Source organism: Candidatus Zixiibacteriota bacterium, from assembly GCA_021159005.1.
In the GTDB taxonomy this organism is placed as follows: domain Bacteria; phylum Zixibacteria; class MSB-5A5; order UBA10806; family 4484-95; genus JAGGSN01.
In genome coordinates this window covers 1-26,084 of sequence record JAGGSN010000136.1, presented here as the reverse complement: position 1 = coordinate 26,084, position 26,084 = coordinate 1, and the positions used below count along the sequence as shown (strand labels likewise).

General features: G+C 42.5%; 11 protein-coding genes. 7 read left to right on the top strand and 4 right to left on the bottom strand.

The features are described from left to right. Positions 1 to 15: 15 nt before the first annotated feature. From J7K40_08825 to J7K40_08795, 7 genes are all read left to right on the top strand, one after another. Positions 16 to 5,334 carry a hypothetical protein gene (locus J7K40_08825; GenBank protein ID MCD6162501.1) on the top strand — a complete coding sequence of 1,773 codons (5,319 nt, stop codon included), beginning with the start codon at positions 16 to 18 and terminating at the stop codon, positions 5,332 to 5,334. A gap of 230 nt (positions 5,335 to 5,564) precedes the next feature. Beyond that, entirely contained in the window at positions 5,565 to 6,644 is a 1,080-nt protein-coding gene (locus tag J7K40_08820; GenBank protein ID MCD6162500.1) for an efflux RND transporter periplasmic adaptor subunit, read from the top strand. Next, complete coding sequence (locus tag J7K40_08815; GenBank protein ID MCD6162499.1) at positions 6,645 to 7,877, top strand: ABC transporter permease; 1,233 nt, start codon at positions 6,645 to 6,647, stop codon at positions 7,875 to 7,877. 3 nt (positions 7,878 to 7,880) lie between these two features. After that, complete coding sequence (locus tag J7K40_08810) at positions 7,881 to 9,134, top strand: ABC transporter permease (GenBank protein ID MCD6162498.1); 1,254 nt, start codon at positions 7,881 to 7,883, stop codon at positions 9,132 to 9,134. After that, the gene (locus J7K40_08805; protein ID MCD6162497.1) at positions 9,134 to 9,832 is read left to right on the top strand and encodes an ABC transporter ATP-binding protein; all 699 of its coding nucleotides are present in this window, start codon (positions 9,134 to 9,136) and stop codon (positions 9,830 to 9,832) included. The genes J7K40_08810 and J7K40_08805 overlap by 1 nt, the downstream gene beginning before the upstream one ends. A 344-nt stretch (positions 9,833 to 10,176) precedes the next feature. Beyond that, on the top strand, positions 10,177 to 11,970 hold the full coding sequence (locus J7K40_08800) for a T9SS type A sorting domain-containing protein (protein MCD6162496.1): 1,794 nt from the start codon (positions 10,177 to 10,179) through the stop codon (positions 11,968 to 11,970). Between the two features lie 392 nt (positions 11,971 to 12,362). Beyond that, on the top strand, positions 12,363 to 14,942 hold the full coding sequence (locus J7K40_08795; protein MCD6162495.1) for a hypothetical protein: 2,580 nt from the start codon (positions 12,363 to 12,365) through the stop codon (positions 14,940 to 14,942). Positions 14,943 to 15,565: 623 nt separating this feature from the next. On the opposite strand, the gene acnA is transcribed toward J7K40_08795, so the two are convergent. The 4 genes from acnA to J7K40_08775 all read right to left on the bottom strand — a co-directional run bounded on the left by acnA (position 15,566) and on the right by J7K40_08775 (position 25,576). Beyond that, the gene (gene acnA, locus J7K40_08790) at positions 15,566 to 18,283 is read right to left on the bottom strand and encodes an aconitate hydratase AcnA (GenBank protein MCD6162494.1); all 2,718 of its coding nucleotides are present in this window, start codon (positions 18,281 to 18,283) and stop codon (positions 15,566 to 15,568) included. Positions 18,284 to 18,591: 308 nt separating this feature from the next. After that, positions 18,592 to 20,706, bottom strand: a complete 2,115-nt coding sequence (locus J7K40_08785; protein MCD6162493.1) for a right-handed parallel beta-helix repeat-containing protein — start codon at positions 20,704 to 20,706, stop codon at positions 18,592 to 18,594. A 189-nt stretch (positions 20,707 to 20,895) separates the two neighbouring features. After that, positions 20,896 to 22,989, bottom strand: a complete 2,094-nt coding sequence (locus J7K40_08780; GenBank protein MCD6162492.1) for an aryl-sulfate sulfotransferase — start codon at positions 22,987 to 22,989, stop codon at positions 20,896 to 20,898. 526 nt (positions 22,990 to 23,515) lie between these two features. Continuing rightward, complete coding sequence (locus J7K40_08775; GenBank protein ID MCD6162491.1) at positions 23,516 to 25,576, bottom strand: aryl-sulfate sulfotransferase; 2,061 nt, start codon at positions 25,574 to 25,576, stop codon at positions 23,516 to 23,518. Positions 25,577 to 26,084 lie beyond the last annotated feature (508 nt).

Below are 26,084 nucleotides of genomic sequence, written 5' to 3'. Positions count from 1 at the left end.
TAAACAGGAGTACTTATGCGAAAAGAAGCATTACTGATTGCATGCATGCTGTTAGCCGTATTTAGTCTGGTTCAGGCAGGAAACGAGATAGTTTTCGAGGCTGATTATGAGAGCATCGAAAATTCTCGGGTAATTTATTCTACGAACTCAGCTACGGCTGCAGCATTCCAATTAGGCGGGGTTGAAATGGAAGATGCCAATTTGGCACAACCCGGATATACCAGTCTTGGAATACTAGCGGCTAATCCGAAACAATTTGGTTGTATAGGTGAAGAGGGTATGCCTGATTTGCCCCTATATTCAGAATGCATTATTATCCCCGACAGGTCGGGTGTCAGTGTAAATATTATTTCATCGGAATATCAAACGATTAGTGATGTTGATATCGCTCCCCTACAGCCATTCACTGTTGAGGGAAGCGATGAATTGGTTCCGTTTACAAAGAACATGGCGGGATACTCGCAAGATGAATTCTACCCTGGCGAACTTGTTGAAATCAGCGAACCGATGATTATAAGAGATTTCCGTTTTGTTAATACTATTGTTTACCCTGTTCAATATAATCCGGTTACAAGGGAAATGAGAGTTTATACAAGCATCGAATATGAGCTTGTGTATGAAGGGCTTGATGATAGAAATGTTAAAATAAGGCGTGATGACAATATCTCGGAAGCGTTTTTACCTATCTATAAGAACATATTTGCAAACGCTGAAGAGGTGTTAAGTGATTATAATGTTATCAGGGGCGGCTACTTAATTTTAACGCCTGAAAATTACAATTTTGACGATACTATCGCTGTTTTTGGCAGATGGAAACATCTTAAGGGCTATTCTACTGTTGTGGCAACTGAATCGGATATTAATCCGGGCGGCTCCCCTACAACAACGCAAATTTTCAATTATATTCAAAACGCCTACAACACCTGGGATATCCCTCCCGAATATGTTCTAATCGTCGGCGATGCGGAGAATGATATTCCCGATTATGGTTATGGCAGCTATGCTTCGGATCATCCATATTCGTTAATGGATGGCGATGATTTCATCTCCGATATTCTGGTTGCGAGAATGGCTGTTGATGACATGACAGAGTTGAGAACAGTTATTAACAAGATTCTAAAGTATGAACAAACTCCAAATGTAACTCATCCAGGCTGGTGGAAACGCGGTTTAGGTGTAGCTGGAAATATCTATGCTACTTCCCCTCGACTGGCGAATCTCTGGGTTCGCGAATTAGCTATGGATCACGGCTACACTCAGGTCGATACAGTTTTCGATTGGGGCAGTGGATGCCCTAATTGGAGTACAATCAATACCGCTATAAATAATGGCGTTTCCTATGTATCCTATCGCGGTTGGGCTGGACCAAGCGGCTGGTATAACCCATCTTATCATACTTCAGATATTTATTCTTTGAGAAATGATACGACAATTGCAGGCATTATGGTATCTGTCGTATGCGGTACGGGCAGTTTTGGTTCCTCTGATTGTTTCGGTGAAGCCTGGCTGCGCGCCGGTACACCGACAATACCAAGGGGCGGCGTGAGTTTCTATGGCAGCACCGATCCGGGCACTCATACTGCCTGGAACAACCCGAATTTGACAGGCTTCTTCTGGGCGCTATTCGAGCAGGATATGTATCATTTTGCCCAATTGGTAGTCATGGGGAAAATGGGCGTTTTTAATACATTCCCTCGTTTTACCGGAGAAGAAGGATACGTTGAAAAATATTTCAATACCTATAATTCTTTAGGAGACCCAGCTTTATCCGTAAGGACAGAAATCCCTCAATCTATGACAGTAACCTACCCGTCAAGTATTCCGGTTGGCACGAATTTCCTTACTGTAAACGCAACCGACGGCGGCTTTCCATTGGAAAACGCTTATGTCAATTTAGTCAAAGGTTATGAGCCAAGCGAAGAGATTTATGCTGGCGACTGGACAGACGCCTCGGGCAATGTTACTTTGCATTTCGATAACACTGATGATGACACTATTTTCGTAACTGTAACGGCTCGTGATTATATTCCTCATATAGGTCAATGCCTATCAACAGCGCAGACTGTGGCTCTTGGCGCCGACAGCACTGCTATTGATGACGATAACAGCGGCGGTTCGGATGGCAACAGCGACGGCAATGCCAATCCGGGCGAAATCCTTGGCATTAATGTAAGGCTTCACAATTATGGCTCATCGCAAAATGCCACAGGCATCACCGCAGATTTATCATCAAGCGACTCAAGAGCAACGGTAACAACATCTCATCAAACTTATCCGAATATCGCCAGCGGCAGCAGCGCTTTTGCCAACGGACAATTTATTGTCGAGCTTGACGGTAATATACCGCATGGCGAAGTTATTCTGCTTGATTTATCAATCGACGCCAATGAAGCTGATTGGGATGCTGTTGTTGCTTTGGAAATTAATTCCATCAAACCGATATCTGTTAATGTTAGTTATCCCGGGGACCCCAACAACCAGCTCGACCCGGGCGGCACTTCCGATATGGTTCTGTTCTTCCAGAATGCAGGCGGCTTAGCCGGCGAAAATATCACCGGCGTACTATCATGCTTAGACTCCTACATCACGATAAACAGCAATACCGGCAATTTCGGTAATGTCGATATAGGCGGCACCGGTCAAAATGCTACAACGCCATTTAATATAACAGTCAACGACAGCGCTTTCAATGGCCGCAATGTGAATTTCACCATTAATTTCACAGCTGATATGATTGACATGGATGATATCCTTTTTGAAGCTTCTTTTTCACAGGTTATCGGCACAATTAATTCGTTTGACCCCTCCGGACCTGATGATTACGGCTACTATGTATATGACAACACAGATATATCTTTCTTGCCAGCGCCTGTATATAACTGGATCGAAATTAACAGTTCCTTAAACCGAGTAGCAATGCCCGATACTGATGATGTCTCTGTTTTATATACACTGCCGTTTACATGTCAATATTATGGTGAAAATTACACACACATGATTGTCTGCACAAACGGCTTTGTCGCTTTCGATACCAACTCCTTTGATGTTAACGGTACATACTGGTACAACTGGGAAAACTGGCCGATACCTGATCCCGGCAACGCCAGAGCGCAAATCTCGCCGTTTTGGGATGACTTAGTTTACGATGAACACAATTCTCACGCGGGAGTATTTGCCTATCATGATGCTGCCAATGGCTGGTTTATAATTGAATGGAGCGAAATGACTCATTCGAGAACCGGCTCGTCCCAAACATTCGAGATGATTATTTATGATCCGGCAATGCATCCTACTCCCACTGGCGATTGCGAGATTGTATTCCAATATAATGTAGTCAATAACGATGACTACAGCAGCAGTTCAACTCACCCCGAATCATATTCCTCGGTTGGTTTTGAAAACTGGGATCAGAATGACGGTATCCAGTATGAATACGACAATACTTATCATCCGGGCGCCACTGTTTTGCAAGCCGGACTTGCTATCAAGATAACAACGGCTGTTGGTTTAGGAGCTCTGCCTGATATGTCTTATTCACCCAGCGTATTTAATCCATATTGTGAACCCGGCCAGCAGGTTGAAGATTACCTAATCATCAACAATGATGGCGATGGATATTTGCATTACTCGGTAGCCTCGGATATGTTTAGTTCTTTAACGACTAACCGGACAAATACCCTTAAACCTGTGCCTGCAGCCGAAATAAAGCACACTTCGGTAGGCGCAAAGAAGCATGGTATTAAACCTGTGAACCCACCGCTTACACTTGACAGCGGCGGTCCTGACACATACGGCTACACTTGGGAAGATTCGAATGAACCTGGCGGACCGGTCTACAATTGGGTTGATATAACTACTCATGGTTCGCTTATTCCCGGCATGGGCGATGAAACAATGGCAGGACCATATTCAATTGGCTTTACTTTCAACTATTACGGCACTGATTACAATTCATTTTATGTTAACTCGAATGGTTATGTTTCCTTCTCAAGCACTAGCACTACCTATGAAAACGGCACTATCCCTAATATTTCAACGCCAAACAATATGTTAGCAGTTTACTGGGATGACCTTAATTTTAATTCAGGTGGCAATGCTTATTTCTACACGAATAATTCAGATAGCTGCGTTATTTCTTATGTGGATGTTCCTCATTATCATGACGATGGTTCCTTTACTTTTGAAATCATTTTACTAAGTTCAGGCAAAATAGTCTATCAATATTCCGAATCATCCGGACCCGATGTTAACCAGGCAACAGTCGGAATAGAAAACAGCGATGGCACCGACGGTCTTATGGTTTGCTACAATCAGCCTTATATAACATCCGGTTTGGCTATTAACTTCATTTCAAGCAACTGGCTCTGGATTAACAAATCCAGCTCTCAAGTAGCTCCTCATACTTCAGATACGGTAACAGTAACATGCGATGCGACCGAATTGGAAGAAGGCATATATGAAGGCATGCTTTATCTGCAGTCAAATGATAGAGATATTCCTTCTGCAAACATTCCGATTCATTTCACTGTTTCAACAGGAACAATTTTGGGTTCTTGCTGTGATGACGAAACGGGTGATTGCGTTGACAGCGTTCTTGAAGCGGACTGCCCGACAGAAAGCCGTTTTACCGCAAATACTCTATGTATCGATCTCGACCCGCCATGCGAGGCGCCTGTTAGAGGTTCTTGCTGTAATGACGAAACGGGTGATTGCGTTGATGACGTTCTTGAAGCGGACTGCCCGGCAGAAAGTCGCTTTACCGCAAACACTCTATGTATAGATCTCGACCCGCCATGTGAAGCGCCTGTTGTCGGTTCCTGTTGTGATAATGAAACGGGCGATTGCGTTGACGACATTCTTGAAGCGGACTGCCCAACAGAAAACCGCTTTACCGCAAACACTCTATGCGCCGACCTTGACCCGCCATGCGGAGTGGCAGCAGGTTATTATTATATGGCTGGCGACGTCAACCAGTCATTGGGTCTGTGGATACCGAGAGTAATCGGCGGTGATGTTACTTTCTTGGTTAACTACTTTAAGGGTTCGCCTACTTCGGTTCCATGTTTGATGTATAACCCAGCGGCTGGCAATCCATACTTCTGGGCTGGGGCAGATGCTAATGGCGACTGCATAGTAATGGGCAGCGATGTGATCAAGCTTGTAGGCTATTTCAGGGGTGCGCAGGCAATATCGTGGTGTGCTGATTACCTACCTTTGTGGCATCCTGTAGACCCGGCTTTCGATCCTCCTCCAGTTGATCCTCCCACTGGTTGGCCGAATTGTGAAACTCCGCCGGTTATGGGCAAGATTATCCCCGCCGGCTCAACCAAATAAATATTGATATTTAATAGTCGGGACTTTCCAGTCCCGACTATTCCCATGGTGTTGAAAATAATTTCAATATTACCTTGTATTAACAATCGGTCGGGTTCTTCGCCGTGGTAGCGAGGAAGAAAACCGACACCTCTTTATAAAAATCAATTTATAATAATCCGAAACTTGTATTATCTTTTTCCGTAATATTACCATGCAGACAAATTGAGATAATTAAAGGGAGTACTTTGATGAAAAAGATTATCATTATTTCTGTAATCGTTATAGTTATCGGGGGCTTAGCTTATTTAATTTTTGGCAATTCAAACAGCCAAGAAAACGGCCTCAAGCTGGTTGAAGTAGCCAAAGGCAATATTGTAGATAAAGCCTTAGCGGTCGGTCAACTCGAACCGCGGCAGGAAATACAGGTCAAATCCAAGATTTCCGGTATAGTCAAAACTCTTCATGTTGATATTGGACATGATGTAAAAGCCGGCGACCCATTGCTTACAGTAGCTCCAAATCCGACACCACTTGAGTATGCCGAGGCTAAACGCTACCTCGAATTGGCAAGAGTGGATTACAATAACTCTAAAAAGATTTTTCAGCGTAATAAAGAAATGTATGAAAAAAACCTTATAAGCCGCGAGGAATTCGATATTAACGAAGCTCAATACCATGAATCCGAACTAAGGCTTCAGTTATCTGAGGAAAAATTCGAACTCCTTCAAAAAGGAACAACCGGCAACGGTAAAAGCGAAAATACAATAGTCTCCCCTATTAACGGCACGGTTTTGGAAAAACTGGTCAATGAAGGCGACCCGGTGGTGCCTCTTACTTCATATCAGGCTGGCACGCCGCTTTTAACGCTGGCGCCAATGGATGAACTTATTTTTAAAGGCACCGTAGATGAGATCGATGTAGGCAAACTATCCGAGGGCATGACCGCCGAATTGAAAGTTGGAGCATTGCCGGATGCGAAACTAATCGGCAGTTTATCTAAAATTTCACCCAAAGCCAGAAAGCAGGATAATACAACTCTATTCGATATCGAAATAGAAATTAACGACATTGGCGAGTTAACTCTTCGCGCCGGCTATTCAGCCAACGCCGATGTGATAATCAATAAGAAGGACAGCATACTGGTTATACCCGAACGATTGCTGACCTTTAAGGGCGATTCAACCTTTGTGGAAGTTCAAGATTCAGCTGGGATTATCGATACGGTCGATGTTATTATCGGCTTATCCGACGGCCTTAATATAGAAATCATCGAAGGACTTGCTCTTGGAGACAATGTTGTTGAGCGTCCGCCTAAGGAGATTGAGTAATTGAAATTACTGATAATACTCAAGCAATTTCTTGAAGATATAAAGAAGCAAAAGCTTCGCACATTCCTGACCACTTTCGGGATTGTCTGGGGCACAGCAGCGATAATCATCCTTATATCATTCGGCGAAGGGTTATACCGTCATCAGCGTAAGACTTTTGCCGGTCTGGGCGAGGGTTTGGTTATTGTATGGCCGGGCAAAACATCCATGCCGCACGAGGGCTTGCCCAAGGGGAGAAATATACGTTTTATTGATGACGATATCGACATGCTAACAATCGAAATCCCGGAAATTATCCGATCATCCCCCGAATATTCCTCCTATGGGATGATGACCTATGGACGCAAAACAGTATCGCAAAATATAATCGGCACCTATCCGGAATTTGGCGTTGTTAGAAATCTTATTCCCGAAGCAGGCGGGCGATTTTATAATGAAATAGATTTTGAATATCGCAAGCGGGTAATCTTCTTGGGCACGAATATTCGCAATGACCTTTTCGGCGAGGGCGTAAATCCGGTTGGAAAATATATTGTATTAAAAGGTACGCCGTTTTTAGTGATAGGAGTATTGAAACAAAAGATGCAAAACTCTTCATACAGAGGCCGTGATGTATATAAAGCCTTTATTCCATCGAGCACATTCAAAACGATATTTAATAGGCGCTTTCCCAATAACATGATTTATCAGGTAGCCAATCCCGACCACTCGAAAGCTATCGAGAAAAACGTTTTCAAATTCCTTGGCGGTAAATATAAATTCAATCCTGATGATGAACAGGCGCTTCACGTATGGGATACAAATGAAAGCATCAAACAGTTCAAGCCGTTTTTCGATGGCTTCAAGATATTTCTCGGTATAATAGGAATCTTCACATTGATTGTAGGGGGAATCGGTACCGCTAATATCATGTTTGTGGTAGTCAAGGAGCGGACAAAGGAAATAGGCATCAAAATGGCGCTGGGTTCGACTCGCGGCTATATCATGGGGCAGATTATTTTGGAATCCTTGCTGATAACCACAATCGGCGGCATAACCGGATTTATAATCGCGAAAATATTTGAGGCGGCATTTCCACTACTAAATCTTGGCGAGTATGTCGGCAACCCTGCTATCGCAGCTAATCACGTGCTTTTAACTGTACTTCTAATTGGCACTATTGGATTTTTAGCAGGGTTATTCCCTGCCAGACGAGCGGTACGTTTAAATCCCGTTGAGGCTTTGAGGTTATAGATTATGATGTTTTATAAATTTATTTTATTTTTAAAGCTCATTTTCAGAGAGTTCAAAGCTCAGAAGTTGAGAATGATTTTAACTATTCTCGCTATTACATGGGGCACTATTTCAATAACCTTACTGATGGCATTCAGTGTCGGCTTAGAAAACCAGATGAGAAAAGCCGGTACAGGAATGGGTAAAGGTGTTGTTATTCTCTGGTCAGGGCAAACGACTAAAGTATTTCAGGGCTTGCCGCCCGGCAGAAAAATATGGTTCAGGTCTGAGGATATTGACTTTATTAAAAAACGCGTACCCGATATAAAAATGGTTTCCGGCGAATACCTAAGATGGGGCGTAACTATCAACTGGGGGAAAAAGCAGGTGAATAAGCTTGTCAGCGGTGTATATCCCGAGTTTAAGGACTTGCGAACACATTATGCCCAAATGGGCGGACGTTTTATCGATAAGATTGACTTAGAAAAGAAAAAACGGGTTGTATATATAGGAACCCGTGCTGCTGAAGAAATATTTGGAGACCATGATCCTGTCGGCGAAATTATCATGCTTAATAATATGCCGTTTACTGTAATCGGCGTTATGATAGAAAAGATGCAGAATTCAAACTATCACGGCCCTGATGATAATTACCTTGTGATACCGGCGACTACCTTTGTTGCTGTTTTTGGCGATCCTTATCTTGATAATATAGTGTATTCGGTTAATGAGGGCGTAGATACTAAGGATGTGGAACGGCAGTTATTCGGTTTGTTTGGCGGCAAGTATCGGTTTGACCCAACTGACAGCCATTGTCTTTGGTTCTGGGATACTGTCAAGGATGCTGAAATCATGAGCAAGGTCTTTCTTGGCATTGAGATTTTCATGTGGTTTATCGGCGGTATGACTCTTCTTATCGCGGGGATTGGCGTCGCTAATATCATGTATGTGGCAGTTCGGGAAAGGACGAGGGAAATCGGCATCAAGATAGCAATCGGAGCAGACAGAAAGCATATAATATTTCAATTTATGACAGAAGCGTTGGCAATATCTTTCGCAGGCGGCTTTATGGGAATAATGTTCAGCCTTGCGGTATGCAAAATATTCTGGTTTTTACCGATGGAGGATGCGCTGGAACTTCTCAGCCGTCCAACTGTAAATTGGCCTGTGGCAATTGCTACAGTTGCGACATTATCGGTTATTGGATTTTTAGCCGGCTTCTTCCCTGCCCGTAAGGCGGCATCTATTAACCCGGTTGAAGCGTTGAGGTATGAATAATGAATAGCAATGGAAGTTTAATTTCATTTCAAGGGATAACTAAAATATATCAGACCGGTAAAGTTGAGGTTAGGGCTTTAGATGGGATAAATTTGAATATTAACCGCGGTGAATTAGTAGCTGTTACGGGCCCTTCCGGTTCGGGAAAGTCAACATTGATGAATATAATGGGCTGCCTCGACCAACCTACTAATGGTGTTTATAATCTCGACAGCCAACCCGTGGCAGAAATGACTATTCATCAGCTTGCCTCTATTAGAAATAGAAAAATTGGCTTCATATTTCAGAATTTCAACCTTCTTTCTTACGCTACAGCTTATGAGAATGTCGAGATGCCTCTGATTTTTGCCGGCAAGCCGGGCAAGTATCGCAAGGAAAAGATAATGGAATGTCTATCGCTTGTCGGTTTGGCTGACAGAGCCGACCATAAACCCACCGAGCTTTCCGGCGGCGAGATGCAGAGAGTCGCTATTGCCAGGTCGTTAGCTAACGAACCGGATATAATACTCGCCGATGAGCCGACCGGCAACCTCGACTCGAAAACAGGCATGGAGATTATTGATTTGTTTGAAAAGCTAAACGAGCAAGGCAAATCAGTTGTTACGATTACTCATGATATGGGCATAGCCCGCCGCTGGAATCGGATTATCAAGATTAAGGATGGGGTTATAGAGACTGATATTAATATGGGGCGGTAGTATAGTTCCTGTATTATAATGGGAGCGAAGCTGACGGAATAATATCCTGTTATAGCATATCAGAATAAATTAGCTTTTCATTAATATCGATTCGAATAAAAGACTCTATTTTTTCGCATCGTCAGAAATCCTTTCCTGACGACATTAGCGCGTAATAATGGCAGGAAAATCCGCTGCGGCGGACTGCCATCGCTTGAAATAAAAGACTCTATTTGCTCACTTCCTGCAGAGAAACAGAACCCGTTATAGCCCAGCAACAAGCAATTTACCTTGACATAAAACTAAACATAGTTATTATATAAAATATTGAATTAAGATAAAAAATACCGCGCAAGGAGTTATTTATGAGAATAGAAAAAGCAGCAAACATTAGTCTGATAATGTTAACCAGCATTATTGTTTTCATAGGGTTTACTCAAATCGTTTATCCTGAAGAGAATATTAATAATAATATATCCCAATATAATCAGAACATCACCCAAAGCGAAGAGGGCAATCTGTTTTGTGTAAAATCATCCGTTGCTAATAACTATTTCATGCAGCCTGCGGATGTTACCGATTGGTCTTACAGTATCAACGCCCCCCTGCTGGCATCTTTACGCATTGCCGATGTGGATAATAACGGCATTCTTGATATAATATGTGCAACTTATGGCCAACAGCCAAATCCGTATTCGAGCGGTATTATCACGGTTCTTGATATTGATGGCGGCATAATCCCTGGCTGGCCTTATGAAGCGAATGCCCCTTTCTCAACTACTCCGGTTGTAGGTGATATAGACAACGATGGCGACCAGGAAATAATTGCCGGCGATTGGAATATTTTACATGTGTTTAATCATGATGGTTCATCTTATCCCGGCTGGCCAATAAACAATAGCATTAATTATTCACCTGTTTTAGAGGACCTTGATGGTGATAATGACCTTGAGATTATTTATCCGACAGGAAACGCTATTTTTGTTAGACATCACGATGGGACATTATTTAGCGGTTGCCCCTACTATGCCGACACATTAGTAGGCGAGCCGGCTGTTGCCGATATCGATAATGACGGCGAGATGGAAATTATTGCCGGCACATATTACCCCGCCATCAATCCGTTATCTTACAACATTTATGTATGGAATCTGGATGGTACGATACTCCCTGGTTTTCCCTTTCAAACTTCCGGTATAGTAAAATCGGCACCGGCAATCGGCGATGTTGACAACGATGGGTTCTTAGAGATTGTCATCGCAGCCTATGATGAATCTAACAATGATTTTATTTACTGTTTGGATCATACAGGCAATTTAAAACCGGGTTGGCCTGTGCAAGCGCAGTATTGCCGTCTATCATCAACGGCGCTGGGTGATATTGATGGCGATGGCGACCTTGAAATATTTATCGGCGGCTTGAAAACACAGCCGGAGTGGGTTGAAATCCTTTATGGTTATGATCACGAGGGGCAATTCTTAGACAATTGGCCTGTAGAATTACATCATGACGGCAGCTGTGGAAATGTAAGATCATCACCGATTATTGCTGAGGTGGATAACGACCCATCATCGGCGGAAATCTTTATCAAAACATTTCACTATATTTTCGGCTTAAATTCTGACGGCTCATATTTAGATAATTTTCCTTACTGCCAGAGCGATGGAAATCATTCCGGCACATATAGCCCTGCGCCAGCGATTGGCGATATGGATTTTGACGGCGATGCCGACTTCGTATTTGCCTCATGCTTTGGCGATATTGCTTATGTCGATGGTACCGGCGAATATAATTCGAGACTTTCATGCTGGCCGATGTTTAAGCATGACCAATACGGAACCGCCAGATATGGTTATAGAGAGCAAAGCAACATAGAAATATCAAGCAGATTACCGGAAAATGTTAGCCTTAATCAGAATTATCCCAATCCTTTTAATCTCTCTACTATTATTAGCTATAGCTTAGACAAGCCTGCATATGCTGCTCTATCGATATATAATATACTTGGCCAGCGAGTCGATACATTGATTGATAGTAATCATCAGGCCGGCGAATATAATATCACTTGGGATGCTTCAGATATGCCGTCGGGGATATATTTTGCGCGGCTTGAAGCAGGAAAATTCTCTGACTGTGTGAGGATGCTATTAGTAAAATAAGTATGTATTATTAATTCCGTAAAGTATGAGTTTTTCGAGCTGTCGGGTCCTCCGACCCGACGGCAATAGTTATTTAAAAGCAAAGACAATATTTCAGGTAAATTTCCAGCAATTTATAACTTGACAAATTATTGATATAAAAGTATCTAAATCAATAACAGCATTGTGGGTTAGTAATATCCAAAGCAGGTTATCATCAATAGTTGTTATAAAATTAATTGAAGATGATATAAAATCAAGTTGGGAATTATTTTGTTGTGATAGTAATTTGCATTTTACGAAATCAGGTAAGAATTCACGACTAAATAATTAAATATTACGGAAAAATAATTAAATTTTCCGATAAAATGTTATTCGGTCATTAAATTCTTAAAACTTAGGAGGATAAGATAATGAGACGATTTAAAATTTATCAATTAAGCTTGATAGTTATGCTGTCTGCTTTGCTGTGTTTATCAGTTTCAGCGCAGGCTAGTAACTGCGATGCGCCGGATAACGGTACCGGCACGGTCGATTTGCCTGCTCTCTGTCCGTATATTGCTCCGTTTGATAATATGAGAATAATCGATGGTTTGCCACCAGGCACAACTATTGAGTTGGAACCGTGTTTTGATAATTTTGTTTGCGACCATATATACTCTATCTGTTCTGAGCCTTTCCCTACCGGAACCTGCGAGTTGCCGGGCGGCTCTCTTGGCGGAACAATTGAGTGTTTTGAAGGGACTGTGGAATTTGTAGCAACCGGCACCGGTGTGCTTACCGGATTTAGCCGAACATTGGCGATGGAATTTACCGCCGAGATACATAACGGTCCCCGCAATCCCGGCGATGCCTTGCAAGTATTTCCATCAGATTGGTTTCGCCTTGAAGCCCAGCTTTTTGGCGACCCTGATTTTTGCACATTTCATCTTTTTGCCGGAACAGATTTTGGCTTGCCCTGCCCCGGGCAGACGAGTTTAGAGGAGCTTCCCAGCGGCGATTTTGCTGTCGATAGTTTCTTTGATATTACCTATCAAATAGACTTTGCAGGCTGTCCCGGGTCTGTGCTTGAAGGAATGATGGGTACTACTATTGCCGCGGTTCGTCTTGTTCAGGGTTTCGGAGCACAAACTATTTATTCCGGTGATGATTTATTCGATTGCCCGCCCGACAGTAATACATATTTCAATTTTAACACCTATCCCATACCAGCAGACTTTTTCTATCCCGGCTCCGATCCATTCGACCAGATGACAATTCTTGAGGGCAATCCTTTGGAAACAAATCCAGCCGATATATTAAGCCCTGCAAGTATAATCATCAGGCGTTTAGATGACGCTCATTTCGATAGCTGTGGAGATTCCGACACGATTCAAACTGAGATTGCTGCTCTTTCTTTAGTGAGTGTATCCCCGATAACTGTTACCGGAATGGGTCCCGATGAGCAATGGCAAGTAAGCATGTGTTTATCAAGTATTGTTCAACAGGATATCGGGTCGATGGCTGTTTACCTTGAATGCAACAGTGGGGGTGTTTTTGACGGACAGCTTAGGGTCATACCCAAGCTAATGTTTGATCAAATTGACCCGCCATATGAACACAGAGAATTAGATTTTGGTTATGCTCCTGAAATATTCTTTTATTATACGACAACCGGTCATTGGCTCTACTCCGACCCCGGATTTGGTGTTATCACATCACCAGGCGGCTTGACTGTCGATCACGATTGCGATGCGAGCACTATGGATGTCGCTGTGAATGCCAGCAGCAACTTCTTTGGTTGTCTTTACGGCAATCCCTGCGATTGCTCAAATAATCCAACCGATTTTGATATACTTATGATATATTATAACGCCTCGAATGCCGGTTTGGGACTATTACCTGCGATTGAGGAAATCACAGTGGATATTAGTCCCGGCTTTGATCTGTATGTAACATCTCCCGACAGCAATACCTATATCGTATTTGGCGGATTAGATTGTCCACCGATTCCTCCCGATTTCTTTGGTCCCGGTTCTGATCCTTTTGAGGGAACGGTTGTATTAGAGGGAGAACCGTTGGAAACCACGGAGCCGGATATTCTTGGCCCAACCGATACTATTATCAAGCGTTTGACTCAAGCTGAATTTCCCTCTTGCGGTTCCTCCGATGATATTGATATTGAAATCGTGGCCTTGTCGTTAGTAAGCGTTTCGCCAATAGAGGTTACTGCTTGGGGCGGAGCAGAAACATATTATTATGATGTCCGGGTGTGTCTATCAAGCGTTGCTCCTCAGCCTACCGGAACGATGACGATTAATCTCGAATGTGAAGACGGCGGCACTTTTGAGGGAATGCTTCCTGTTATACCGCAAGTGATTTTCTCCCCGATAACCAGTCCTTATACTCCGGTAATCTGGGATTTTGGCGATGACCCGATTATACTATCTTTCCAATCGGCAAACGGCTGCTGGAATTATGATGACCCGGGTCTCGGCATCATTACCTCCCCCGGCGGTTTAACCGCAAATCATGATTGCAATCCAATGACGCCTGAAATACCAATTGGTCCCGGCAGTAATTTCTATCCTTGCGTTATGGCAGACCCCTGTAATTGCTCCAACCCGGCAACAAGCCATGAATTGAGAATGACCTACTGGCATGCAGATTGCGCCGGCCTTGGCCTTCTGCCGCCAACGGTGTTGGTTGGCTATGCCTATCTTCCCGGCGATGCCAACATGGCTAATGGTTTATGGCCGCCGATTGTTATCGGAGGAGATGTTACATACTTGGTCAATTACTTTAAGGGTTCTCCATCTAGTAATCCTTGTCTGCTTGATGGTTTTTGGGCCTCGGCGGATGCTAACGCTGATTGCATAGTTATGGGCAGTGATGTAATCAGAATGGTAGCATATTTTAGAGGTTCTGGTGTGATAGAGCACTGTATTGATTATCCGCCGCTGTATCCGCCTGTACCGGTTGACCCACCTGCGGGCTGGCCGAATTGCGATTAATTATGACATGATAATTCCGAATTATCGCTCGCAAGGGCGTTTTCCTAAGGCTAATACGCCCTAATACATAGCTGTCGGAAGCAACTTCCGACAGCACATATTAATAAGGTTGGAATTAATAAACGTCAGGATGTCGTCCGCTTTAGGCCTCACCCAAGAACGGACATACTAACATATAAATATTATGGTTTGATTTATTCCGAATTGTTGCGTGTAGGGGCTACGCCCTCTTGCTGTCAAGTTGTGCTTGGCAGCAAGAATGATTATAATAACAGCACAGGCATCCTGCCCGTGCAGGATATATCAGGTGTTACGTTTCCTTAGAAACTCAAATTCAATCCGGTATTTAAAATTAGCAGGGCAGCTTTAGCATTAGAGAACATCAAAGAAAAGCTAAGCGCTATTGCTAAAACAAATGACATCATTTTGGATATAACAAAATCATCTTTCCGTTATTTAAAAGTCTAATCAGTAAATATTAAAGCAAAGATTTATTATATTAAACCCCTATTGCGATTATTTACTCTGGCGAGTAGGGGCGTCCGCCTTAGGCGGATACGCCCTTACGCTCTTTGGCTGCCAAATAAGGCTGAGTAAATAGCAACACTAAGCGAACTTTCCTTCTATTTCTCCTTCAAAAAATTCCTCAACACTGTATGCAATATACCGCCATTGCGGTAATACTCGATTTCAATCGGCGTATCTATACGGCAGACAGTATTAAAACATACCTCGCTGCCATCATCACGGACGGCAGTAACCTGGACTTTCTGGCTCGGTTTGAGGTTGTCGTCGATATTAATAGAGAAAGATTCTTTGCCGGTGAGTCCCAAATTTTGAATGTTTTTACCTTCCTCAAACTGTAATGGCAAAACGCCCATGCCAACTAAATTACTGCGATGGATTCTCTCGAATGATTCGGCGATAACAGCCTTGATGCCGAGCAAATACGTTCCCTTAGCTGCCCAATCACGGCTTGAACCCATACCGTAATCGGCTCCACCCAATGCCACTGATGATATGCCAGCATTTTTATATTGCTCGGATGCATCATAGATGAAGACAACTTTGCCGGATGGAATATGCGTTGTCCAGCCGCCCTCAGTGCCGGGAGCCAGCATATTTTTAAGTCGTACATTAGCGAATGTGCCGCGTACCATCACTCGGTCATTGCCGCGGCGACTGCCGTAAGAATTGAAATCTGCCTGCTCAATGCCGTGCTCAATCAGAAACTTACCGGCCGGGCTGTCCGGTGTAATCGCGCCTGCCGGGCTGATATGATCGGTAGTTGTGCTGGCACCTACCAAAACCAGCGGCTTGGCATGATTAATAGCGCTTATCGGAGCAGGCTCAATATCCATACCGATAAAGAACGGCGGTTCCTGAATATATGTACTTGCCTCCTGCCAATCATAAACCGCCCCGCCGCTAACCGGAATATCGTTCCAGTCTTGGTTCGATTTTTCAATTCCATCATAAGCTTTCCTAAACGATTCGGGATTAAGCGCATGATGCATATACTGCTCTATTTCCGTAGGCGATGGCCAGATATCTTTCAAGTAAATATCCTTGCCATCAGTATTCTTACCGATAGGTTCTTTCGTCAGGTCTATATTTACAGTTCCTGCGATAGCATAAGCCACTACCAGCGGAGGCGAGGCTAAGTAATTCGCCTTTGTGTGCGGATTAACGCGCCCCTCGAAATTTCTGTTGCCGGATAAAACAGCCGCCGCTATCAAATTCCCGTCGTTAATACCTTTTACTACAGGTTCCGGCAAGGGTCCGCTGTTGCCGATACATGATGTACAGCCATAACCGACAACTCCGAAGCCAAGCTTCTCAAGATATGGCAGAAGTCCCGATTGCTTCAGGTAATCAGTTACAACTTTCGAACCGGGCGCTAAGCTTGTTTTAACATACGGCTTAACATTTAGACCGGCTTCGACAGCTTTCTTGGCGAGAACACCCGCGCCCAGCATCACCGAGGGGTTGCTGGTATTAGTGCAGCTTGTGATTGCGGAAATGACAACCGAACCATGCGAAAGCTCTACGCTCTGTTTGTTTATTATTATTTCGCTTTTATTGTTCAATGAATCCTTAGGCAGATTGAAGCCAAACTCCTGAAGCGGCGCAGTCAGCGCTTGCTGATATTTTTGCTTCATATCCTTAAGCTCAATACGGTCTTGAGGACGTTTCGGACCAGCTAAGCATGGCTGAACATTAGAAAGGTCGAGTTCCAGCGTATCCTTAAATTCCGGATCGGGCATGTCATCGGTGCGGAACAAACCCTGTGTTTTACAGTAGCGTTCTACCAGTGCAACTAAGCTATCCGGACGATTTGTGCTTCGCAAAAAGCTGAGAGTTTGGTCATCAACCGGGAAAAATCCCATTGTGGCGCCGTATTCGGGAGCCATATTAGCTAAGGTCGCCCGGTCGGTTACTGTCATATTTGAAATACCGTGGCCATAGAATTCTACAAACTTGCCAACTACGCCTTTCTGACGAAGCATCTGGGTTACGATTAGCACTAAGTCGGTAGCGGTTGCATTTTCGGGAAGCTTGCCGGTAAGTTTAAAGCCTACAACCTCCGGTGTTAGCATATATATTGGCTGGTCGAGCATAACCGCCTCAGCCTCGATACCGCCGACTCCCCAGCCGATAACGCCTAAGCCGTTTATCATAGTGGTATGCGAATCCGTGCCGACAAGCGAATCGAAAAACACATATTCGCCATCATCAAAAGAACGGCTCTGCACAACCTTAGCCAGATATTCCAAGTTTACCTGATGGCAGATACCGTTGGCCGGAGGTATTACCCGGAAGTTCTCGAATGCCTGTTGTCCCCAGCGAAGGAACTCGTAGCGCTCGCGGTTGCGTTTAAATTCTATTCTGGAATTTTCCTCAACTGCATCAGGAGAATTGAAAACATCTACTTGAACACTATGGTCGATTACTAAATCGACCGGAATACGGGGGTTAATTTTCTGCGGGTCGCCGCCTAATCTAACCATAGCGCTTCGCAGGGCGGCTAAATCGACAACCGCTGGCACACCGGTGAAATCCTGAAGCAGAACGCGAGCCGGTTTGAAAGGCACCTCGCATATCTCCGGCGCTTTGGGATTATAAGCCGCCAGCTTGGCAACATCGTCTTTAGTAATGGATTTGCCGTTTTCATTACGCAAGACAGCCTCAAGCAGAATCTTGATGGAAAAAGGCAGTCGCGAAATATCTGCGATGCTATCCTCGACAAGTTTGTCTAAACGGAAATAATTAGCTTTACCGGAACCGGTATCAATTTCGGTTTTGGCTCCGAATGAATTTTTATAATCTGACTTTGCCATTGGCGCTCCTTGTATTTTAATTATTCCTTCATCTTAATAGCCATGCGATTTACTGAATTTAATATCGCCGATGATGAAAGTCAATTGTTGCTTATAAAGAGTTTATAAATATTTGCTTGGAATATATAGCAAAAAAGTTTGGGATGGCGCTTCATTTTGGTTGCCATTGCCGCTTGGTAATTTGTGAGCACATACAAGGGTGTATGCAATACGCCCCTACGCGATAAAATTTCACTCTGGTTACCAAACGCTGCCTGGTAACTTCAACCCGCCGCATAGGTGAAAAATTCGATGTTTTAGCTGAATCCCTATTTCAACAGCATCATCTTCCGAGTCTGCCTGAAATCATCGGCAGTCAGCTTATAGAAATATGCCCCCGATGAGAACCTGTCTGCATTCCAAATTATCGAATGCTTCCCAGCCTGCTGTTGGCCTTTGTACAATGCCTCTACCCTGCGGCCAAGGATGTCGTAGATGTCGATGACAATATCAGAGGCTGTCGGCAGGTTGTAGTGAATAGTTGTAACAGCGTTAAATGGGTTGGGGTAATTTTGACTCAGTGTAATCCGCTCCGGCGTTTTCACAGACTCGTTATCATCAATGCCAAGCTGGGCTATGCCGCCGCCATAAGCGCCCATGTCGCTTATCAACGTTCCCAGCCCCCAGTCGCAATCGAGCGAATCATCCTCATTGTTCGGATTGCCGGCATCAATTAGGGGCGAATCACAAGAATCGCCGCATTCTATAGCCATTAGATGGTAATCGTTGTTTTCGGTGTCGCGAAACAGCGGCTCTACATTAATATTGCCATCGCCAGGAATACTGTCGTTAATGTTGCAGTACATAATCATAGGCGCGCTGCCATATTCAATATTAATTTCTGGGTCATTTGTTGCCGAATTGGTCCATAGAATCGAATTGACAATGACCGGATATGAGCCCCAGCAGGCAATCGCCCCACCAAAAAACCTCGCTGAATTATCGACAGCCACAATATTAAAGATCTGCGGAACGGAACCATCCACACAAAATATGCCCCCGCCAAAATATGATAAGTTACCTTTGATAATACACTTGCTTATTGCCGGGTTAGAGTTGTCGCAGGCGATGGCGCCGCCTTGATAAGCAGTGTTGCCGCTAATCGTGTTATTGCTGATTATAGAATACGAATCAAGACAATGTATCCCACCGCCTTCTAAATTTACTGAATTATCAGTTAAGTCATTAAAACTGATTGTCGGGTTTGAATTATCATCAACTGAAATGCCGCCGCCGTTGTTTTCAGCAAAGTTATCGCTAATAAAATTATGACTTATTGTAGGACAAGCATTATTCCCGATGTAAATACCACCGCCGTGGCAGGCGTTATTCTCGATAATGTCATTATTATTAATTGCAGGTTCAGAAGCGTTACAGCATCGAATACCGCCGCCACCAACTACTGCTGAGTTTAAAGTAATAGAGTTGTCATCTATTGTCGGATTTGCATTATCCTCGCAGTTTATACCGCCGCCTATATATGCCTCATTGCTGCTTATATTATTATCAATGATGGCTGGTTCAGATTCAATGCAGGAAATGCCGCCGCCTCTGCTGTCAGCATAATTGTATTCGATTGTATTCTGTGTTATCTCCGGATTAGATTGAAAACAATATATCCCGCCGCCTTCATTACCAACAGAATTTTGAACTATATCATTATTAGAGATAAAGGGGTCAGAATTGAGGCAGTATATTCCGCCGCCTATAGTGGCTGTATCGCTGGTTATTAAATTATCGACAATATCAGGGCTGGAACTATCGCAATAAATCCCGCCGCCAAACCTGGCTGAATCCTGCATGATTGTATTGAAGCTTATCACAGGGTTGGAATTTTTACAGCAGATACCGCCGCCCGCACCATCCTCAAATGGATAAAAATAGTTACTTCGGTTGCCTATAATATTATTATTGGTTATTACCGCGTCAGAGTTTATACAATAAATTCCGCCGCCGGCGCTGGCTACATTGTTTTTAATAGTATTATAGCTGATTGTGGGATTGGAATAACTGCATTTAATTCCACCGCCGCCAAAGAATGTGTATCCGTATTGCAGTGTTATGCCGGTGATTACGGCAGTGCTATCTTCATCGTTTTCAAAGATTACGACAGATCCCGACAAGCCACCATCGACGACAGTAGAGTCTATATATAATGTATCCCCTGTGGTTATATATAACGAACCGAGAACGATATTGTGGCCATTAAAATTGATGTTTTCCGAATAAGTTCCCGGATGGACTAAAACGGTATCGCCATCAAGGCTGGCATTTATGCCCATTTGAATAGACGACAAGTCTGCCGGAATGTTAATTATTGTCGCTGATACGGTTAGAACGACAAACACCAGATATGCAGTTATCAGGATAAAGATCTTATTCATTTATCATTCTCCTTCTTAGACAATCAAAAGCTTTGAAGAATTTATCTAAGTTGATAATGTCATTTGGGCTTCTTGTCTTTTTTTCAATATAACATTAATAGAAAATGAGTCAAGATATTTTATTTCGCATTTTACAGATTAATAATGAAAATAATATATAATTTGTAGTGTATTAACGCATAGCGGCGGCTACTCGCCTCCCGCATCATACGGCGGAGTTTGCGGACAATATAACAACTCGTAATGAGCGCCCCTTAAATATACAACCATATATGTTATATCCGAGCCTGTGAACCAGCAGTCGCCATTGACATCACCAGCACAATAAAACCAGTTTGAGCTTGAATCATTCCAGCAGGAATCGGGCGGATGAGATCCTCCCTTGAAGTAATTAACGCCAAAAACTACATCACCGACATCAATATGTAAATCGCCATTCATATTGCCTGGGAAATAATTGTATGCAATAGTAGCTGTAATGGCAATCTCATTGGAGTAATTGCTCTCAGTTGCCTGATCATCCACCGCTGTAACTCTGATATAATAGGTATGTCCGCCAAGCGCTTGAAATATATCCAGATATGTGTTTGATGTAGAATCAACTAACGTTGTCGGTTCGGGATTTTCATCCATATAGATGTAATATTTTACTACATTTGTATCGCCAAACTTATTGAAAATCAAGTGAAATCCCGGATTCAATTCTTCCGCCAATAAATAAGGCGCTTGCGCTATCCCCTGCCAGGGGAAACGAAATGACCTATAAGACCAAGTTGAGGGAGCGCCCTCAAGCGACAACTCGAATTCTTTAACGCCATCAGGACTTACTTCCGTCATTGTAATTGGCGAAGGACCACCCCAGCCAATCATAGTGTTTCCATTCGGAAGCCTTTGTACGCTTCCGTTAACAGCGCCGAATATATCAGGAGTATCTCGAAATTCCCATACGAGCGCACATGTTTTATTCTCTTCATCCAATTCATATTCAACCGCCCTGGAAAATTGGGGCGTATGAAATAAGCCATTATCAAAAAGCGTGATATTGCCATTAGCCAATCTTCTTATATCGTGTTGACGAGAAAAGCCGCAGGTATCGCCTATAAACTCGAACTCGTTATGTAGTCCTCCCAGCCGCCAGATAATTTCGCCGGTATGGCGGTTTATCTTTGTGATTTCGTCCATATGCCGGCTTGAAATCAAAAAGTTTCTATCATTATCAAGCTCAATAGCATTTCCGTGAACATAATCTAACGTATTGCTGGTAAAGTCCATATGCGTAGCATCAGTAATTTCAAAATGGTCCCAACTCCGCCATTGAAATACTACATTTTTCAAGGAGTCAAGCTCTTGAATTATTAGCCCCTTAACGAGACAATTAGGATTTCCGCCTGGCACAAGCTCGTTCATATCTATGAGTTGCGTATCATAAGCTATTAGCAATACATGGCCTCTGTCAATCATCTGAAAATCATGGTGGTTGGCATTATAGCCATTTCCGCAAGCATATGTATCAATAATAGTATAAGTTGAATCCATGACAGTAAAGAAGTTGTTGCCATATAAATAATAAGATAATAAGTTGTTTGGTTGTTTTTTAAAATCGGTTACTACATTTCTCATTTGTTGATAATAAACCGGATATCCTGTGTTATCAAGAATCATAAGGTAGGTTCTGCCTAAGGGGCGATGTTTGGCAACAAAAACATAACCTTCATCGGGGTTGTTAAATATGTTTACTGTAGGCAAATGTAAATCAGACGGCAATGATGGGTGAATGTCAAGAATGGCATCTTCACTTTTGAAACTTTCAGCAGTTGTTATATTTTGGGTATTGGGATAATCGAGAAATTCTTCCTCAATAAGGTATTCATTAAGCTGATTTGGCAGCAGCGGCGAAATAGTAAATTTGAAGTTTATATCGCCGATTGGCTGGCCAGTGATTATTTTAAAGTTTTCGGAAAAGTCAATTGATACTATTTCACCGGCAGTAAAGGGAATTAGCGGTTTAAGTATTATGGTTTTTTGGTCATCAGAAATTACCAAATTATATTCGTGATTGCCGCTAATAGAACCCTCAATAATGGCAAGTGAGGCAAAATCGCTCTGGTTATTGTTCAGTATTTTCCCCTGCCTGAGTATTATAGTAGTTTCTTTGTTAACCAGCTCGGCTCCGGGTATAGGCGAAAGATATTGAAATGAATCCCGCCAACTGTCAGCATAAATATTGCTGATTGCCATTATTACAATTATAAAAATGATAATTAAGTATCGATTATTTTTCATTTTCATTCTCCAGTATTTGCCCTTATGAAGAAATTACCTATATTTTAATATATTTCAACAAATTATATTGTCAAGCCCATTATTTTAAAGAGTTTCCCTATTATTTTTATTCAATTGTAGGTCAGGTTCCGCAGAAAGCGGAGCTAACAAGAAACCCGACAATACTTGCAGCAATATAATCCTCTTTCTCTTAGTAAATCCCCTACCAGAGTCGCAATGTCGGGCTTCTCCTCTGCTGCGGTCAGTCTTAGGCAAAGAACCCAACTTGCTAATAAAACTAAACTTAGTTTAAATAATCCAAATTATATAGGTTTTATCGGGTTTTTCCGACAAAGTACCAGATAATTTTCAAAAATTCCCCTGAAAATTAGCCGTATTACCAATACTTAAAAGTAGAGCCTTGCAATCTCAGACTGATGACACAACTATTCTGCATCGTCGGGAACCCTTTCCTGATGACATTGATACAATCATATAAGTGAGCAGGAAATCCGTCGCTGCGGACTATCCTTATAAAAATACCTACTTACTCCTCAAACGGCGGGGTCTGCGGACAATATGCAGGCGCTGAACCGCCCTTGAAATAATTAACCATATAAGTTATATCCGAACCGATAAACTGACAGTCGCCGTTAGCATCTGCGCTAACATAATGCCATGAGCCGGTCGAATCGTTCCAACAGGTAAATGGCGGAATGATGCCGCCTCTAAAGTAATTAACGCCAAAAATAACATCACTGCCCATAACAATATCATCGCCATTACAGTCGCCGGGAAGATATGCCATAAGAGCCTTGCCTGATTCCTCATTGGAATAATCGCTTTCAAAATGGGTATAATCTATTGCGGTTACCCGGAAATAGTATGTTTTGCCGCAGTCAACATCGGTTATGTCAAGATAGGTATTCATCGTTGAATCGATAGCTGTAGTCGGATTGGGTATGGTATCCATATATATTTTATACCAATCGGGAAAATCGCCGAATTTGTTGAAGATTAAATGAAAACCATCATCGATGTTCTCAACAACCAAGTAAGGAACCGAGGCAATTCCTGTCCAGGAAAAACGGTATGCTTTAAAAGTACGCCCTGTGCCTGTAGGAAGTGTTAATTCATGCTCTTTTGTACCATTAGATTGCACCTCCACCATATTTGGCCAGGTTTTTCCCCAGCATATAAAAGTGTTGCCATTAGGCTGCCTCTGTACATTACCATTAGCCGAACCATATAAATCCGGACTGTCGCGGAACTCCCAAACTTCAGTACAGGTCATTGCCAACGTGTCAATTTCATATTCGACAGCTCTTGAAAACTGAGGCGAGTGAAGATTGCCATTATCATAGACCGTATAATTTCCATTGTCCATTCTTACGAAATCGTGCTGATGAGAAAATCCGCTGGTATCGTTGACAAAAGTAAACATATTATTTTCACAATGTATGCCGCCCAGCCTCCAAATAATATCGCCGGTTGTACGGTCAATTTTAGTAACTTCATCCATGTGCCTGCAAGATGTTATAATATTGCCGTCACCATCCCACGCAACAGAGTTTCCATGAACATAATCAATAACCGGAGCAAGTAGATTAACATCAAATGTGGCATCAGTAATCTGGAAATGATCCCAACTTCGCCATTGGAATACTACATTTTTTAAGGAATCAATTTCCTGGACTATAAGACCTATTACGGTTGCGGCAGTATCGCCGCCAGGGACGATTACACTCATATCAACTGTTTGAGGATCATAAGACATCATCAAAGCATGGAAATCAACGCTTAAATCCATATCAGCAGGAAATGCATAATAACCATTCCCACATTTAAAAGAATCTATAACTGTATAGGTTTGATCCATAGCATAATAAGTTGCATGTACAACACCTGGCCGCGGCTGAGGAAATTCATTATAAGTTAAATAGCCATGCTGTTTTTTGAAATCAAAACTCCATAACGACAATTTTTGATAATATATAGGTGTTCCATCATTCTCAATAATCATAATGTAGGATGGATATACGCCTGGCACTGAGTTCATAAATACATATCCGGGCGATGGATTATTGTTTATTGTTACGGTAATGGGAGGAAAATCCGAAGGTAATGAAACATCTCTATCAAGCGCTAAATCATCCTGAGGTTTTGGCTGTGAGATTAAATCTTCCTGAGAAAATATATCGCAATACACTTCTTTCCAATCGGATTCTGTCAATAAGGGATGATTTTTAGGTGAAATCGTAAAGTTATATGATGATTTGTCTCTAAATGTAACCGTTACTACCTCACCCGGCTCAAAATCAAAATATGGCTTTAAAATAGCGGTCTTGTCATCATCCGAAATGATTGTTTCAAAATCATGATTGCCGCTTTCGCTGCCGACAATTTTAACATCCTGAAATTTGCTTATATCATAAGTGGAAAGATATTCTCCGGTACGAAGAATAATTGTGGTTTCCTTAGTAACCAATTTCGCATCCGGCAAGGGCGATACATATTGAAGCTTATGGCTCAGTTGATGAGCATAAAGCCCAGTCGATGCGGTTATCATAATACAAACCATGATAGCCAATGTTAACATTTTTTTCATCTTAGTACTCCTCGTTTAATGAACATATGATTGTAATTTATTTCAATATTCTTTGTATTATTAGTAGTATTTTGTTAAATTTTCCTGACCTACCAAGAAGTTAAATTAAATCTATTTTCATTCCACAATATAATTCCCTCGCTTCTTTGCCGGGAATAAAGAAGAATCTATTGTTAAATATAATTATCTAAAAATTATTGTCAAGCGTATTATATTTGAGAATTTCCCCATCCGCCTTGGGCGGATCATGATTTCCACTTTCTGAAAATGCCAACTCTATGAAATAAATTATATTATAAGAAATTTACACGGGATTTTGAGGAAACTCCCGGATAATATTGTTGGAGTTTCATTAAATATTTTAAACATGGCCGTTCATTTATATAATAATATCACTACTATCCGGCCTTTTGTCCGCCTTAGGCGGATGCTATAATGATGTCATTCCCACACTGCCCGCGTCATTCCCAACTTGATTGGGAATCCAGAGATTGGTCATGCCGATACC